We start from the raw sequence: 15942 nt of genomic DNA on the forward strand, positions 1-15942 counted from the left end.
GATCCGTGATCCTCCCATACATTGACACCCCACCGTGCTATCGAGAAACGAACGGTACGAATTCCGTCACCGGCCCTCCTCAGATCACGTCGGTCGCGGTCGCGACCTCGATCGCGGCCTCCTCGTTGATGCCGCCCTGGAGGATCGTGTATCGGTCGCGGATCTCGTGGGCGCTGGTCAGCGCGGCGATCAGCTCCTCGTCGTCGACGCCGAGTTCCGCGGCCGTCGTCGGCGCGTCGAGCTCGCCGAGCGCGTCGCGGATCGCGGCCCACTCGCCGTTCTCGCCGCTGTGGAGGTACTCGGTCAGGATCGAGGCGACGCCGACCTGGTGGCCGTGGAGCGCCTTACCGGGCGCGATCCGGTCGAGCTGGTGGGAGATGAGGTGTTCCGCGCCCGAGGCGGGCCGCGAGGAGCCGGCGATGGACATCGCGACGCCCGAGGAGACGAGCGCCTTCACGACCACCCACGACGACTCCTCCAACCCCGGCCGGATCATGTCGGCGTTCTCGACGAGCAGCTCGGCGGTCATCTCCGAGAGCGCGCCCGCGTACTCGCTGTACTCGACGTTCCGGAGCCGGCGGGCGAGTCGCCAGTCCTTCACGGCGGTGTAGTTCGAGATGATGTCCGCACAGCCCGCGGTGGTGAGCCGCCAAGGGGCGTTCGCGAGCAGCGTGGTGTCGGCGACGACCGCGAGCGGCGGGTCGGCGGCGACCGAGTGGCGCGTGTCGCCCTCGGGGATCGACGAGCGCCCGGAGACGATGCCGTCGTGGGAGGCGACCGTCGGAACGGAGACGAACCCCACGTCGAGGTGGTCGGCCGCCATCTTCGCGATGTCGATCGGCTTGCCGCCCCCCAGCGCGACGAGGTAGCCCGGATCGACCGCCTCCGCGGTCGCCGTGAGCTTCCCGACCGCGTCGAAGGAGGCCTCCTCGACGACGGCGGTCGCGGGGTCGTCGAACTGCGCACGGACCCGGTCGCCGGCGATCTCGTTCGGCGTCGGACTGGTCACGATCAGGGGCCGCCCGGTGAGGTAGAGCTCGCCGACCGCGTCCCCGAGGTCGTCGAGGACGCCGTGGCCCACGAGCACGTTCCGCGGGAGCTTGATCCACGTGGACTTCTCGAACATACGGGTGGCTCACGCCGGCGGGTGAAAGCCGTTGTCCATGTGGCTCGGAGAGCCGTCACCACGCGAGGACCGTCACCACGCCAGCACCGCCGTCGTGGCGTCGTAGAGGAAGTAGACGCCGAACCCGCCGAGCACGAGCGCCGATCCGACGGCGACGACCGGCCCGATCGCCTGCATGCGCTTCTCGGCCGCGGCGAGGCTCACGGGGAAGAGCGTCACCCAGCTCAACACGCCGAGGAAGAACCCGCCGAGGAGCGCCGGCGACCCGGTCGAAACGACGAGCGCGCCAGCGAGCCCGTCGCCGACGAGCGGTAACGGGGCGAGGACGTCGAGCTCGCCGGGGCGCAACATCCCGACGCCGACGGTGAGCCAGAACAGCACCTGGAACGGGTTCGTCAGCGCCAGCGCCAGCGCCTTCTGAAACCCCTTCCCTTCCTCGACCATGGGGTCCTCGCCCGTGGTGGGACGGAACGACGCACGCGCGTCGCGGGCCGTGCCGACCGCGAAGTAACACATCAGACAGCCGCCGACGCCGACCATGGCGGTCTGGAGCCGCGGGACGGACTGGACGAACGAGACCACGCCGAGGTACGCGAGGACGAAAAAGAGGAAGTCGGCGGTCGCCGCGCCGAGGCCCGCCCGGGTGCCGGCCGACCACCCGCGGAGGACCGCCTCCTCGGCGATGACCGCGTTCATCGGGCCCGGCGGGGCCGCGAGCGCGAGCCCGAAGACCACGCCGACGAGGAGCGTTGCGACCGTGTTCACGTCAACGTACAGGAGGGTTCGTGTGAAAAACCTCGCGGACGACAGTCGATCGGTGGACGGTCGCCGATCATTCCGCGTCTTCGACGCGGATCGAGCGGGCGACCTCGGCCGGGAGGCTCTGTTCGCTCGCGGGCGTCCGAACGGTGACCATCCCGAACGGGGCGACGTCGACCACCTCGATCGTCGTCCCCGGAGTGATACCGGCATCGGCGAGGTACTCGAGCTCGTCGTCGTCGCGGTCGGAGACCCGCGTGACGACCACGCGGTCGCCCTCGGGGTGATCCGAGAGTCGCGGGCCGCTTCCCTCGTCGACCGGATCGAGGTCCGCGCCGGGGATCGGGTCGCCGTGGGGGTCGACCTCGGGGTCGTTGAGCGCCTCCGCCACGCGACGTTCGAACTCCTCGGAGATGTGGTGTTCCAACGCGTCCGCCTCCTCGTGGACGTCGCTCCAGTCGTAGTCCAGCTGGTCGGCGAGGAACGCCTCGAGCAGGCGGTGGTGCCGGACGATCTCGAGGGCGACCGCCTCCCCCTCCGCGGTGAGTTCGACCCCCTGGTACGGCTCCCGCTCGACGAGCCCGCGGTCGGACAGTTTCCCGAGCATGTCGGTCACCGACGGCGGGGTCTTCTCGAGGTACTCGGCGATGGCGGACGTCGAGACGGGCGCCCCCTCCTCGGCCTGGAGGACGTAGATCGCCTTGAGGTAGTCCTCCATCACGTCGCTGAGCATTTATATGCGATCCCGCGACGGCGACGCAAATACCTACCGAACGGGGCCGGCGCATCGCGGAAGCGAACCGGCCGGCCGATCAGTTGACTGACTTCGAAAGCTCGGCACCGGCTTTGAACCGGACTTCTTCGCGAGCGTTGCTTCGTATCTCCTTGCCGGTCCGTGGGTTCCGTCCAGTCCGCGCGGATCGCTTGCTGATGGAAAAGGATCCGAATCCGACGAGCGAAAGACGGCGGTCCCGACTCAACGCTCCCGTCATGGCCTCGACGATCCCGTCAAGGGCCCGCTTCGCGTCCGATTTCGAGAGGCCGGATTCTCGCGCGAGTGCGTTGGCGTCGAGCACGGTCTCGGCCTCGTCGACCATCCCGTCGTCCCCGTGGTCGGCGTCCGTGCCTCGCGAGTTCTTTTCGCCAGGGAGACGGCGTTCATCGCCTCGTCCCGGGATCAGATCGAGTGCCGCGACCAGCTCGCGATCGGCTTCGAACCGGACCTCATCGCGGGCGTTACCCTGGATCTCCTTGTCCGTCTTCGGATTCCGGCCGGTTCGCGCGGCGCGCTTACTGATCGAAAACGATCCGAATCCGACGAGCGAGATCCGGTCACCCTTCCGTAGCGACTCGATGGTGGCGTTCGTAAACCCGTCGAGCGCCCGCTTCGCGTCGGCCTTGGACAGGCCCGATCTCGACGCGATCGCCTCGACGAGTTCGCCGCGCGCTCCGGCGACCTGACCGGTCGCGGTCGTCATCCCCAGACCGAAAACGGCCGAAACGACGACCCCGTGGCGAAGAACGGTTCGGCGCGCGAGGTTCGTCTGCCGTGTGGTATCGTTATTCACGGTCTTCTGACGCTCCGTGGTAGCATAAGCGTAGTGTCCGTTTTGCCCGGGGACCGGAACCGCACGCCCGGTCGACGATTCGGGATATCGCTCAGTCCGGATCCGGTCCGGGAGGTCCGAGCGAGTCCAGCTCGACGTGTTCGCGGAGGAGGGCGGCAGCCCGGTCGTACGGGTCACGGAGGTCGTCGGCGTCGTCGGAACGGTTTCGAGGGCGAACGAGTTCGGATTCGAGACCCGCGTTCCCGCGGATGCGATCGAGGAACCCCCGGCGGACGGCGTCGTTCTCGAAGAGTCCGTGAAGGTAGGTCCCGACGACGTCGCCGGCGGCCGCGCCGAGTGCGGTCCCCGTCCGCTCCCCGTTCGGGTCCGAGAACGGCGTGGCGAGTGCCACCGCCGACGAACCTGCAGCCGACGACCGGTCCGTCTCGCCCATGTGGATCTCGTAGCCCGCGACCGTGAGACGGCCGTCGCCGTCGTCCTCCGCGTCTTCATCCCTCGGCGACCGAAGGAGGTCAGTTTCGGCGGGGTCCAGCCGGAGTTCGGCCGCGACGACCCGCTTCTCGTTCGAGAAGGCGGTCTCGACGGGGAGCAGCCCGATCCCCTCGACGACGTCGGGTGCGTCCGGGTCCGCGCTCTCGACGGCCGCGTTCGTGATCCGCTCGCCGAGCAGCTGGTACCCGCCACAGAGCCCGACGACGGGGCCGTCGAACGCGCGGAGGGCGTCGTCGAACCCGGCCTCCCGACAGGCACGGAGGTCGTCGACGGTGTTCTTCGTGCCCGGGATCACGACCGCGTCGGCGTCCCCGAGGTCGTCGTCGAGCGGGAGGTACACGACGCGGACGCCCGGCTCGGCCGCGAGCGGCTCCACGTCCGTCGCGTTCGAGATCCGCGGGAGCCGCGGGACGGCGACGGTCACAGCGTCGTCGTCGACGACGCCGTCGTCAGCGCCGCGGACCGCGCGCTCACCGGTGTCGGGGAGCGCGACGCTGTCCTCCTCGGGGAGTCCGGGGTCGTCGTAGGGGACGACGCCGAGGACCGGGACGCCCGTCCGCTTCTCGAAGGCGTCGATCCCGGGCGAAAGGAGGTCGCGGTCGCCACGGAACTTGGTGATGACCGCGCCGACGACGTGGTCCCGCAGGTCCGCGGGGAGTAGCTCGAGCGTTCCGACCAGCGCGGCGAAGACGCCGCCGCGCTCGATGTCGGCGACGAGGAGGACATCGGCCCCTCGCGGTTCCGCCGCTCCCGCGTCGCGATCCTCGGTCGCCTCCCCGAACAGCCGTGCCGTCTCCACGTTCGCGAGGTCGCGGTCGTGGAGGTTGATCTCCGCGATCGAGCCCGCGCCCTCCGCGATCACGACGTCGTTGTCGGCGGCGAGCCGTCGGTGGGCGGCCGCCGCGGCCTCGCGAGCCTCCTTCCATTGGCCGCCGTAGTAGTCCGCGGCGGTGGCGTGTGTCACCGCCCGGCCGTTCACGACGAGCTGGCTTTCGCCCTCGCCGCGGGGTTTGAGCAGGACCGGGTTGTGGTCCGTCTCCGGGGGAACGCGGGCCGCGCGTGCCTGAACGTACTGGGAGACGCCGACCTCGCCGAACGCCGCGCCGACGCCCGCACCGGGCGAGACGGGGACCGCCCGCGCGTTGTTCGACATGTTCTGGGCCTTGTAGGGAGCGACGTCGACGCCGGCGTCCGCGAGGTGTCGGCAGAGCCCGGCGGCGACCGTCGACTTGCCGACGTGGGAGGCGGTGCCCGCGACGAGTATCGTTCGGGCCGCGGCGTGCGGATCGTCGTCCGTGTGTGGATCGCCGTCAGCGCGTGTATCGTCTCGGTCCCCCGACCCGGAGCCCATCAGTACTCCGTTCCCTTTCGGGCGCGCTGGCCCGCGTCGATCGGGTGTTTCTCCTTGCCGACTCGGGTGATCAGGTCCGCGGCGTCCGCGAGGTACGCCGGGCGCTCGTGGCTCCCCGTGAGGACGAGTTCGAGCCCGTCGGGCTTGTCGTCGACCAACGCGAGCACCTCCTCGGGGGAGATCAGTCCGCGGTCGGCGGCGTAGAGTATCTCGTCGAGGATCAGCATGTGGACGCCGGCGTCCGGCTCGGCGTCGAGCGGGATCGGGGTCGTGAGGTCGGCATCGTCCGCGGCGTCGACCAGGTCGCGGGCGCGTTCCAGGCCGGCCCGGGCGTTCCGCTCGTGTTCGTCGTCCGCGGAGCCGTCGGCCATCCCGTGCCAGCCGTAGTGGCCGGTGTTCTCGAAGGAGTACCCGGGGATCGCCCGGATCGCGTTGTACTCGCCGCGGACGGCTTCCACGGAGTCCGCGCCGCCCTTCATGAACTGGAGCATGTGGACGCGGTAGCCGTGGCCCGCGGCGCGGGCACCCATCCCGATCGCGGCGGTCGTCTTCCCCTTCCCGTCGCCCCACCACGCTTGAACGAGCCCGAACTCCTCGGGCGCGCTCGCCTCGATCGGGTCCGCGTCCGGCGTGATCCCGCGTCCGGGCGTGTTCCGGCGGACCGCGTCCCGGTCGTTCCCCCTCCGAGCGTCCGTCCGCCGGTCATCCGTGTTCCGCTCGCCGGTCTCCTCGCTCATACGAGTCCCTCGGGGGCGACGCCCTTGAATCGGGGCGGTCCGACCCGGTCGTTCCCCGTTCGTCGATCGCTCACTCGTCGTGAATGAACACCAACCGGCGGTCCTCGGTGTTACAGATGCACAGTTCGATCCCGTCTCGGGTCGCACCGATCCGCTGCCAACCGTGGTCGCTGACGAAGAGCGTCTGGAACACGCCGAGGTCACACTCGGGGTTCGGACAGCCGACGCCGGCCGCGTTCTTGTACACCGTCGTTCCGCCGCCGGAACCCTGCCGCACCAGCCCGTCGGTCAGCGAACGGAACTCCTCGGCCGACATCGCTCCCGCCGTGTCATCCTCGCTCATGGTCTCGAGTTCGCGGCCCACGGTATAAAAACGACCCGCCGACCGAACACGGATCGACCGCTCGACGCCGATCAGTGACCCCACCGGCGGCCGTCCTCGTCGTACCGGGCGTCCGTGATCCGGTCGTGTTGCTCGGCGGTGATCGAGACGTCGGCCGCCCCGAGGTCTTCCTCGAGCTGGTCGACCGTGCGCGCGCCCACGATGGGAACGCAGGTGAACGCCTCCTGGTCCATGAGCCACCGGAGCGCCACCTGTGCGGGGGTCGCGTCCACCTCGTCGGCGACCGCCCGGACCGTATCGAGCACCTTCCAGCCGCGCTCGGAGAGGTAGAACCGCTCGAACCGCTCGTCGAAGCTCCCGCGGGAGCCGTCGGGTGCCCGCACCGACTTCGGGTCGTCGGGGTCCGCGCGGGTGTACTTGCCCGTGAGGAACCCGCCCGCGAGCGGCGAGTACGGACAGACGGCGAGGTCCTGGTCGGCGGCGACCGAGAGGTAGTCCTCGACGTCCTCGTAGTAGCCCGCGTGGAACAGCGGCTGGGTCACCTCGAAGCGCTCGTAGTCGTTCACGTCCGACTTCCAGAGCGCCTTCGTGAGCTGCCAGGCCGCCATCGTCGACGCGCCGAGGTAGTTCACCTTCCCCTCCGCGACGAGCCCGTCGAGCGCCGAGAGCGTCTCCTCGATCGGCGTGTCCTCGTCCCATCGGTGGATGTAGTACAGGTCGAGGTAGTCGGTGTCGAGCCGGTCGAGCGTCCCCTCGATCTGGTTCCGGATGTGAGTGCGTGAAAGCCCCGATCCGTTCGGGTGGGACGTCGAACCCGAAGTACACCTTCGAGGCGAGCACGTACTTCTCACGGTCACGCTCGGCGAGCCAGTTCCCGACGTACTCCTCGCTCGTCCCGTTCGGGTCGCCGTAGACGTTGGCGGTATCGATGAAGTTGCCGCCGCGCTCCGCGAACGCGTCGAGAAGCTCGTGTGCCTGCTCCTCGTCCGTCTCGAGGACGCCCCCGGTCTTCCGCCCGAACCGCCACGTACCGAAGCAGAGCTCGGAGACGCGGGTTCCAGTCGACCCCAGCCGTCGATAGTCCATACGGGCGGATCCGCGGCCCGAGACAAAAGCGTGGCTTCCCGGACGCGCCACCGCGATCGTTACCCGTCGTCCGTCGCGTCGACGCCGTCCGCGACTTCGGCCGCGATCCCGGTGTAGCCGGCCGGCGTCAGCGCTCGCAGCTCCTCGCGGACGGCCGGATCCACGTCGAGGTCGTCGAACAGTGCCCGGAAGTCCTCGAGGGTGACCCGCGATCCGCGGGTGAGCTCCTTAACGCGCTCGTAGGCGTCGGTGTCGCCCTCTCGCCGGAGGATCGTCTGGACCGCCTCCCCGATGACTTCGGGAGTCTCCTCCAGCTCCTCGCGCATGACGGTCTCGTTCGGCACCACCTTCGAGAGCCCGTCGGCGGTCTTCGAGTAACCGATCAGACAGTGGGCGAACGCGGCACCGACGTTGCGTTTCACCGTCGAGTCCGAGAGGTCTCGCTGGAGACGGGAGGTCGTCACGTAGTCGGCGAGGAATCGGAGATCCGAGTTCGCCTTCGAGAGGTTGCCCTCGCCGTTCTCGAAGTCGATCGGGTTCACCTTGTGCGGCATCGTCGACGATCCGGTCTCGCCCTCGACGGCCCGTTGCCCGAGGTAGCGGTTCGAGACGTACAACCAGGCGTCGAGGTCTAAATCGAGCAGGACGTTGTTCACCCCGGACAGCGCGTCGAAGAGCGCGGCCAGGTCGTCACACGGGTTCACCTGCGTCGCGAGCGGCGCGTGGTCGAGACCGAGACCCCACACCACGGAGCGGGAAACGCCCCGCCAGTCGACGTCGGGATAGGCGGCGACGTGGGCGGCGTAGGTCCCGGACGCGCCGGCGAGTTTGCCGGAGAGGCCGTCGACGGCGGCCTCGACGCGGCCGAGCGTCCGGCCGAGACGCGCGGCGTAGACGGCCATCTCCTTGCCGAAGGTCGTGGGCGTCGCCGGCTGGCCGTGCGTCCGCGCGAGCATCGGCGTGTCGCGGTGCTCGTGGGTCAGATCGACGAGCGCGTCGCGCACCTCGCGCACCGCGGGCACGAGCACCTCGCGCACCGCCGGCTCGATCAGGACCCGGTGGGCGAGGTTGTTGACGTCCTCGCTCGTGAGCCCGAAGTGGATCCACGGGAACAGCGCCGTCGGGTCCTCGAGCGTCCCGGCCGCTTCCAACTCCTCCAGACGAACCCGCAGGAAGTACTCGACGGCCTTCACGTCGTGGTTGGTCGCGGCGTATCCCGCCGCGCCCTCGATCTCCAACTCCTTGATCAACCGTGCGTCCTCCGCCGAGAAGGAGTCGTAGAGGTCACGCAGCGCCGCGACCGCGCCGTCGTCGAGCGCGATCGGGGTCGCCTCGAGTTCGGCCAGTTCGATCAGGTACTCGACCTCCACGCGGGTCCGCGCCCGCATGAGCGCCGCCTCGCTCGCGTACGGCGAGAGCGGTGCGGTTCGGTCGGCGTACCGCCCGTCGAGCGGCGAGACGGCCGCGAGCGGATCGGCGCGCGAGAGTCCCGGGATCGGATCGTCGGTCATGTCCGCGAGTGCCCCCGGAACGCGCAAAAGCGTGTCGATGGCTCTACCCACGGAAGTGTATACTCTCGCCCCGAGATCGGCGTCCGTCCCTTCTTCTTATCCTCGATCATGTATATTCTCCCGGCGACGACCGTAACGGATAAACGCGACCGGTCGGAGAGATCGGACATGAAGATCGCCGGACTCGCCAGCAACCGGGGACGGAACCTGCGACACATCGCCGACGTCGCGCCGGGCGGCGCGGAGCTGTCGGTCGTCCTGACGAACCGCGAGGGCGCGCCGGTCATCGAGGCCGCCGCCGAGCGCCGGATCCCGACCGAGGTCGTCGCCCGCGAGGAGGGCGAGTCACGCGAGAGCCACGAGCGCCGGATCCTCGACCGGTTGGCGGACTACGATTTCGACGTCGTCTGTCTCGACGGCTACATGCGGGTACTCACCGACGAGTTCCTCGAGGCCGCCCCGACGACGCTGAACGTCCATCCCTCGATTCTGCCGGCGTTTCCCGGAACCGACGCCCACGAACGGGTGCTCGAGGCCGGCGTCAGGACGACCGGGTGTACGGTCCACGTCGTCACCGAGGCCGTCGACGACGGCCCGATCCTCACCCAGGAGCCGGTCCCGGTCTACGACGACGACGACGCCGCGTCGCTGAAGGAGCGCGTCCTCCACGAGGCGGAGTTCACGGCGTACCCGCGAGCGATCCGATGGTTCGCGGAGGGCACAGTCGAGATCGAGACGAGCGAGGACGGGGCTCCCGAGTCGGTCCGGATCGACGGCGACACCGGCGGCTCCTTCCCGGCCCGGCGGTTCGTCTCGGAGGACCGCGCCGACTCGCTGCGTTACGGCGAGAACCCCCACCAGGACGCGGCGCTCTACGCCGACCCCGCCTGCGAGGAGGCGAGCGTGGTCGGCGCGGAGGGGTTGAACCCCGGTTCGAAGGGAATGGGGTACAACAACTACAACGACGCCGACGCCGCGCTCGGCCTGGTCAAGGAGTTCGACGAGCCCGCGGCCGCCGTGATCAAACACACCAATCCCGCCGGCTGCGCGACGAGCGACACCCTCGCGGACGCGTACGACCGGGCGCTCCGGACCGACGCCAAGTCGGCGTTCGGCGGGATCGTCGCCTTGAACCGTCGGTGTGACGCCGACACCGCCGAGGCGATCGCGGAGTCGTTCAAGGAGGTCGTCGTCGCGCCCGGCTACACCGACAGCGCGCTCGACGTGCTCACCGAGAAGAAGAACCTCCGCGTGCTCGACGTCGGCTCGCTCGGCGACGGCGAGAAGCGCTTCTCCGAGCGCTTCGTCGAGAAGCCGATCGTCGGCGGGCGGCTCGTCCAGGAGCGCGACCTCCAGTCGCCGACCGCCGGCGACCTCGAGTTCGTCACCGACCGCGAGCCGACCGAGGAGCAGGTCGAGACCATGCTGTTCGCCTGGCGAACGCTCAAACACGTCAAATCGAACGGGATCCTGTTCGCGACCGGAACCGAGACGGTCGGCGTCGGCATGGGCCAGGTCTCCCGCGTCGACGCAGTCACGCTCGCGGCGATGAAGGCGGAGAAGGACGCCGACGGGAAGTCCGCGGAGGGCGCGGTGATGGCCTCGGACGCGTTCTTCCCGTTCCCGGACGCGATCGAGGAGGCGGCAGACGCCGGCATCGAGGCCGTGATCCAGCCCGGCGGCTCGGTCAACGACGAGGACGTGATCGCCGCCGCCGACGAACACGACATGGCGATGGCGTTGACCGGGTCGCGCTGCTTCCGCCACGACTGAGTGCGGGCCCGCCCGGCTACTCCTGCAATAACCCGTCGACCAGCCCGCGGAGCGTGGCGAGCGGGTACTGGCCGGGCGCGGTCGCGTCCGCCGCGTCGACCGGGGCGTACCCGATCCGCGACCCGTACACCGGAGCGACCGCGCGGGTGTGTCGACCCGGCTCGCCCATACACATCGTCGCGACGCGGTGGCCCGCCGCGGTCGCCTCGTGGGTGGCCCGCAACATCGCGAGCGCGTCCTCGCGGGCGTTCGCGGTCGTCGCCAGCTTCCCCACGTCGCCCTCGCTCGCCGCGTCCGCGAGCAGACCCGAGAGCGTCCCGACCTCCGGGGTCGACTCGAAGTCGTGGACCGAGGCGATCACCGACACGCCCTCCTCGCGGGCGCTCTCACGCAGGGCGGTCGCGTGCGACCGCTCGCCGGTCGGCGCGTTCCCCCGGAGCGCGGCGAGCTCGACGTCGACCGCGACGACCGCGTCGTGTGCGAGCGCCTCCGCGAGCGCGTCGTACCGACCGAGGTCGTCGGCCTCCCCGCCCTCCCACTCGGCGCGGTTCGTGACGACGAGCGGGAGCGTCCCGTCGTACGCCGCGAGCTGGTCGAGCGGATCCGCGGCGAGGTCCATTCGGAACTCCACGGCGTCGGCCGTCTCGCGGGCGCGCGGCTCCGCGGCCAGGTCGCCGGTGCTCGCCGCGAGAACGAACTCCTCGAACATGCTCGGACCTTCGACGGTGAGGGAGTTAACTCCCCCCGTCCGAACGGGGCTCGTCGTCGGTCGGCTCGCCACTCGCTGCCGGCGGCGGTCCGGAACGGGTCGTCCGGAGCCAGCCGGCGACGACCACGAGGAACCCCCCGACGAGCAGGACGGCGGAGAGCGCGTCGATGCCGCCGGCGACCCCGTCGGCGCCGAGCGCGAGGATCGCGATCCCGATCGCCGTCATCGCGACCCCGCGGAACCGGTCGGGCGTCAGCCGACGGCCCGCGATCGACCGATCCGACCCCGCTCCCGCGAGCAGGTACGCGACGCCGGCGAGCCCGCATCCCGCGCCGGCGACGAGGAGGGCGACGCGGTCGCCGCCGGCGTCGGTCGTGACGAGGAACCAACCGGCGACGGCGACGAGCGAGACGCCGGAGAGGAGGTCACGGGAACGGGGCATGGTCGGTCGAGTCGTATCGGATGAGAAACGTAACGATCAGAGCCGCGTGGTCACGCGACGAGGCCGTCCTCGGCCTCGAGCAGCTCGTGGTAGCGGTTGCGGATGGTGACCTCGGAGATGTCCGCCACCTCCGAGACCGCGGCCTGCGTCGTCTTCTCGTTGGTGAGGAGGGCGGCGGCGTAGACGGCGGCGGCCGCGAGTCCGACGGGCGACTTGCCGCTGTGGACGCCCTTCTCCTTGGCGTTCTTCAGGAGTCCCTTCGCGCGCATCTCCGACTCCTCGGAGAGTTCCAGGTCGGAGGCGAACCGCGGGACGTACTGTTCGGGGTCCGCGGGTTTGACCTCGAGTTTGAGCTCGCGGACGACGTAGCGGTACGTCCGGGCGATCTCCGCCTTCTCCACCCGGGAGACGTCGGCGATCTCGTCGAGGCTGCGCGGGACGCCGGCCATCCGGGCGGCGGCGTAGACGCACGACGTGGAGACGCCCTCGATGGATCGGCCGGGGAGGAGGTCCTCGTCGAGCGCGCGGCGGTAGATGACCGAGGCGGTCTCGCGGACGTTGTCCGGGAGCCCGAGCGCCGAGGCCATCCGGTCGATCTCGCCGAGCGCCTGCTTCAGGTTCCGCTCCTTCGAGTCTCGCGTGCGGAACCGCTCGTTCCACTTGCGGAGCCGCTGCATCTTCTGGCGCTGGCGCGCGCCGAGCGAGCGGCCGTAGGCGTCCTTGTCGCGCCAGTCGATGTTGGTCGACAGGCCCTTGTCGTGCATCGTGTTCGTCGTCGGCGCGCCGACGCGGGACTTCTCGTCCTTCTCGCGCGAGTCGAACGCGCGCCACTCCGGCCCGCGGTCGACCGAGTCCGCCTCGACGACGAGTCCACAGTCGACACAGACCGTCTCGCCGTGTTCCTCGTCGTTGACGACCTGGCCGTCACACTCCGGACAGCTCAGCGTCTCGTCAGTGCTCTCCGATTCCTCCTCCGTCTCCCCACGGGTGCGACTCCCCCGGGTATGTAGTCGTTCGGTCATAGCTCTCTGTCTCCCGGTTTAATCGAGAACGCCCGGGAGCAGTCTTGTCCGATAGACGGGCGAACGTAACTTAAAAGACCCGGAACGTGTCGCCGCGCGGCCGACGAATGAACACGATCGATCACGACCGACTTCGGCGGGTTTCGACGGAAGGCCCGCCGATCGTCCGGGCGATCCCTCGGAAGCCCGCGGATCCCGACTCGCCGTGCTCCGTCACGATCCGAACGTTTTCGAACGACGGGGTGAATCCGTCACGTATGTCGGATCCACGCGTCGTCTCGCTCGCGCCGAGCGCGACCGCGACCCTCTCGGCGCTCGGCGCGGCCGAGTGCCTGGTGGGCGTCACCCACCACTGCGATCCGCCGTTCGACGCCGGGTCGGCACACGGGACCGACCCCGTCGCCGTCGGCGGGTGGATCACCCCCTCCCTCGACCGGGTCGCGGCGCTGGATCCGGACGTGGTGTTCACGAGCGACGCCCTCCAGGCCGACGTCGCCGACGGCTGCCGGGAGCGGGGACTCGCCGTCGACCACCGCGAGCCGGCGACGCTCGAGGACGTGCTCGCGGACTTTCGGGGGATCGCCCGGACAGTTGGACGACCGGACGCGGGCGAGAGGCTGGCCGCCGACGCCCGCGAGCGGCTCGAGGCCGTCGCCGACGCGACCGGGGACCGCCCACGTCCCGTCGTCTACTGTGAGGAGTGGTCGGAGCCGCCGATGGCCGCGGGCAACTGGGTCCCGGACGCGATCCGCGCCGCCGGCGGCCGGTACCCGTTCGTCGAGGCGGGCGAACGCTCCCGGGAGGTCGACCCCACGAGCGTCGCGGCCGCCGACCCCGATCACGTCGTCGTCCACGTCTGCGGGCGCGGCGACCGGGTCGACGCCGCGAGCGTCGCCGACCGAGAGTGGATCGACGCGCCGGTTCACGTGATCGACGACGCGCTGTTGAACCAGCCGAGTCCCGCGCTGATCGACGGGATCGAGCGGCTCGCGGGACTGTTCGGCATCGACGGATACTCGTGATCCCACGACCGACTCGTCGTATGCGAGTCGGCGTCGGCAGCGGAAATCCGGTGAAGCGACGCGCGGTCGAACGGGCGCTCGAGGCGGTCGAAATCGACGGGTCGTCCGGATCGATCGAACCGGTCGAATCGATGGGATCGATCGACTCGATCGAGTCCGTCCGGGTCGACTCCGGCGTGAGCGAGCAGCCGACCGGCCACGCCGAGACGGTCGCCGGCGCGGAGAACCGTGCCGCGGCCGTCCTCGAGTCGGGTGGATACGACCTCGGCGTCGGCCTCGAGGGTGGCGTGGCCCGGTTCGAGGGCGTCGGCGGGCTCTTCCTCGTGATGTGGGCGGCCGTCGACGACGGCGACCGCGTCGGCCGCGGGAGCGGACCGAGCCTCCGGCTCCCGGACGACGTCGCGGCCCGCGTCGAGAGCGGAGCGGAGCTCGGCCCCGTCATGGAAGACGTGCTCGGCGTCACGGGCGTCGCGAGACGCGGCGGAGCCGCCGGCGCGCTGACGAACGGCGGCGTCGACCGCGCCGGTGCGCTCTCGGTGGCCGTCTCCGGAGCGCTCGGCCCGTTCGTCTCCGATCTGTACTGACGGCGGAGCGCCTTCGGGCATGAGATCGATCGCCGATTCGGAGTTCGTACCGAAACGGACCGCCGGCGGAGGTCACACGGACCCGTTTGGCGTCGAAATCGCATGACGTAGCGGTGTTAACTCGGTCTACCAACCGCCTTTTGAGGACGCCTTTCCTGTGTGGTGACATGAGCACGGCACGCGTGGAGTCCGTCGCGGTCGAACCGTCCGGCCTCTCGGAAAAACAGCTCCGGATCCTCGAGTATCTCCGGGCCAACGCGGACGACCGGACCTACTTCAAATCGCGGCTGATCGCCGACGAGCTCGGCCTCTCCGCGAAGGAGGTCGGCGCGAACATGGGCGCCGTCGCCGACGCGGCCTCCGGGATCGACGTCGAGAAGTGGGGGTACTCCTCGGGCACGACGTGGATGGTGACGGCCTAGCGAGGAGCGCTCGGCGAACGCGGACGCGTCACGGGTCGTAGCTGACGAGCGAGGCCGCGTCGTCGGCGAACGCGACCGCATCGGCGTCGAAGGAGTCGGCGTAGCGCACGACGAGCGTCAACAACCGCTCCGGTTCGGTCAGGACGTAGCCGTCGGTGCGGTCGAGGAGGTCGGCCGCGGCCAGCTCGCCCGCCGCGGCGCTTATCGTCGGCCGGGAGACGCCGAGCGCGTCGGCGAGCTCCGCGCCGGTCGCGTCGGGGTCCGAGAGCAGCGCGAGGACCATTCCCCGCGGCGTCTCCCGACGGAGATAGCCGAGCGCCCGCTTGTCGAGGTCGTCGAACCGGCCCGCCGGGAAGTACCGGCGGTAGTCGGCGTCCTTTCGCGACTCGATCTCGTCCGCCTCCTCGAGCTTCCGGAGGTGGTACTGCGCCTCGCCCGTGCCGAGCCGGAGGTCGTCGCGAAGCTTCGAGAAGTGCGCGCCCGGCGTCGAGGGGACGTACCCGCGGATGGCCTCCCGGGTCTCGTTCTCGTCGTCCGCGGCGCTCGCGGACCCGACGAACGGGGCGGCCGCTCCGACGGCGGCGAACCGTCGCAGCGTCCGACGTTTCCGTTCGTCGACCTCCTCGGTCATCACCCGTGGTAAGCGGGTACGCGGCAAAAGCGCTTCGTTCGGATCGACGCCGGGGTGCGCGCGGCGACCGACGGCTCAGGTCTCCTCCGCCGGCTCGACCTCGCCGTCGGGGACCTCCTCGTCCATCTCCTGGATGACCTCGTCGGCCGACCTGATGTTCGAGCCCGCGTCGCCGGACTTGACCGCCTCGGCCTCCTTCTCGAGCTCCTCGACGTCCATCTGGGCCGCCTCGTCGATCTGGCCGAGGATCTCGTCGATGTCGTCGAGCCCGAGCATCTTTCGGGTGTCGTCGTCGAACTCGAGGCCCTCGAGGCCGTCCATCTGTTGAACGTCCGAACCGGAGAGCGCCTTGCCGTAGCGCCCG

16 protein-coding genes and 2 pseudogenes are annotated in these 15942 nt (G+C 70.1%); 4 read left to right on the forward strand and 14 right to left on the reverse strand.

Annotation, left to right across the window (positions count from 1 at the left end):
* Positions 1 to 79: 79 nt before the first annotated feature.
* The 9 genes and pseudogenes from OKW78_RS04635 to purB all read right to left on the reverse strand — a co-directional run bounded on the left by OKW78_RS04635 (position 80) and on the right by purB (position 8973).
* Positions 80 to 1126 (reverse strand): NAD(P)-dependent glycerol-1-phosphate dehydrogenase, encoded by a 1047-nt coding sequence (locus OKW78_RS04635; protein WP_281194120.1) that lies wholly within the window; start codon positions 1124 to 1126, stop codon positions 80 to 82.
* A 72-nt stretch (positions 1127 to 1198) separates the two neighbouring features.
* Complete coding sequence (locus tag OKW78_RS04640; protein WP_281194121.1) at positions 1199 to 1891, reverse strand: LysE family translocator; 693 nt, start codon at positions 1889 to 1891, stop codon at positions 1199 to 1201.
* A gap of 67 nt (positions 1892 to 1958) precedes the next feature.
* Positions 1959 to 2618, reverse strand: coding sequence for a metal-dependent transcriptional regulator (locus OKW78_RS04645; protein WP_281194122.1), 660 nt, complete (start codon positions 2616 to 2618; stop codon positions 1959 to 1961).
* Positions 2619 to 2697: 79 nt separating this feature from the next.
* On the reverse strand, positions 2698 to 3453 hold the full coding sequence (locus tag OKW78_RS04650) for an HU family DNA-binding protein (protein ID WP_281194123.1): 756 nt from the start codon (positions 3451 to 3453) through the stop codon (positions 2698 to 2700).
* A 91-nt stretch (positions 3454 to 3544) separates the two neighbouring features.
* Complete coding sequence (locus OKW78_RS04655) at positions 3545 to 5296, reverse strand: cobyric acid synthase (protein ID WP_281194124.1); 1752 nt, start codon at positions 5294 to 5296, stop codon at positions 3545 to 3547.
* Positions 5296 to 6033, reverse strand: coding sequence for a cob(I)yrinic acid a,c-diamide adenosyltransferase (locus tag OKW78_RS04660; RefSeq protein WP_281194125.1), 738 nt, complete (start codon positions 6031 to 6033; stop codon positions 5296 to 5298). Before OKW78_RS04660 ends, OKW78_RS04655 begins: the two co-directional genes overlap by 1 nt.
* A 70-nt stretch (positions 6034 to 6103) precedes the next feature.
* Entirely contained in the window at positions 6104 to 6376 is a 273-nt protein-coding gene (locus OKW78_RS04665; RefSeq protein ID WP_122106178.1) for a hypothetical protein, read from the reverse strand.
* A 71-nt stretch (positions 6377 to 6447) separates the two neighbouring features.
* Positions 6448 to 7462 (reverse strand): annotated as a pseudogene (locus OKW78_RS04670) (aldo/keto reductase).
* 59 nt (positions 7463 to 7521) lie between these two features.
* On the reverse strand, positions 7522 to 8973 hold the full coding sequence (purB, locus tag OKW78_RS04675) for an adenylosuccinate lyase (protein WP_281194126.1): 1452 nt from the start codon (positions 8971 to 8973) through the stop codon (positions 7522 to 7524).
* A gap of 168 nt (positions 8974 to 9141) precedes the next feature.
* Here purB and purN point away from each other — a divergent pair, with 168 nt between their 5' ends.
* Positions 9142 to 10746: a phosphoribosylglycinamide formyltransferase gene (gene purN / locus OKW78_RS04680; RefSeq protein ID WP_281194127.1), complete on the forward strand. Its 1605-nt coding sequence runs from the start codon at positions 9142 to 9144 to the stop codon at positions 10744 to 10746.
* Positions 10747 to 10762: 16 nt separating this feature from the next.
* Here the strand turns inward: purN and OKW78_RS04685 are convergent, their stop codons facing one another.
* The 3 genes from OKW78_RS04685 to OKW78_RS04695 are packed head-to-tail and all read right to left on the reverse strand — an operon-like array spanning position 10763 to position 12919.
* Positions 10763 to 11455, reverse strand: coding sequence for a type I 3-dehydroquinate dehydratase (locus OKW78_RS04685; protein ID WP_281194128.1), 693 nt, complete (start codon positions 11453 to 11455; stop codon positions 10763 to 10765).
* A gap of 25 nt (positions 11456 to 11480) precedes the next feature.
* Complete coding sequence (locus OKW78_RS04690) at positions 11481 to 11897, reverse strand: hypothetical protein (protein ID WP_281194129.1); 417 nt, start codon at positions 11895 to 11897, stop codon at positions 11481 to 11483.
* Between the two features lie 50 nt (positions 11898 to 11947).
* On the reverse strand, positions 11948 to 12919 hold the full coding sequence (locus OKW78_RS04695) for a transcription initiation factor IIB family protein (RefSeq protein WP_281194130.1): 972 nt from the start codon (positions 12917 to 12919) through the stop codon (positions 11948 to 11950).
* A gap of 257 nt (positions 12920 to 13176) precedes the next feature.
* Here OKW78_RS04695 and OKW78_RS04700 point away from each other — a divergent pair, with 257 nt between their 5' ends.
* The 3 genes from OKW78_RS04700 to OKW78_RS04710 all read left to right on the forward strand — a co-directional run bounded on the left by OKW78_RS04700 (position 13177) and on the right by OKW78_RS04710 (position 14947).
* Positions 13177 to 13941: a cobalamin-binding protein gene (locus OKW78_RS04700; protein WP_281194131.1), complete on the forward strand. Its 765-nt coding sequence runs from the start codon at positions 13177 to 13179 to the stop codon at positions 13939 to 13941.
* 20 nt (positions 13942 to 13961) lie between these two features.
* Entirely contained in the window at positions 13962 to 14525 is a 564-nt protein-coding gene (locus OKW78_RS04705; protein WP_281194132.1) for an inosine/xanthosine triphosphatase, read from the forward strand.
* A 167-nt stretch (positions 14526 to 14692) separates the two neighbouring features.
* Positions 14693 to 14947 (forward strand): hypothetical protein, encoded by a 255-nt coding sequence (locus OKW78_RS04710; protein WP_281194133.1) that lies wholly within the window; start codon positions 14693 to 14695, stop codon positions 14945 to 14947.
* A gap of 28 nt (positions 14948 to 14975) precedes the next feature.
* On the opposite strand, the gene OKW78_RS04715 is transcribed toward OKW78_RS04710, so the two are convergent.
* Positions 14976 to 15578, reverse strand: coding sequence for a MarR family transcriptional regulator (locus OKW78_RS04715; RefSeq protein ID WP_281194134.1), 603 nt, complete (start codon positions 15576 to 15578; stop codon positions 14976 to 14978).
* A gap of 75 nt (positions 15579 to 15653) precedes the next feature.
* Positions 15654 to 15942 (reverse strand): annotated as a pseudogene (locus OKW78_RS04720) (phosphoesterase); the annotation flags it as partial.

The sequence above is a fragment of the Halorubrum sp. F4 genome (assembly GCF_027257195.1).
Classification (GTDB): Archaea; Halobacteriota; Halobacteria; order Halobacteriales; family Haloferacaceae; genus Halorubrum.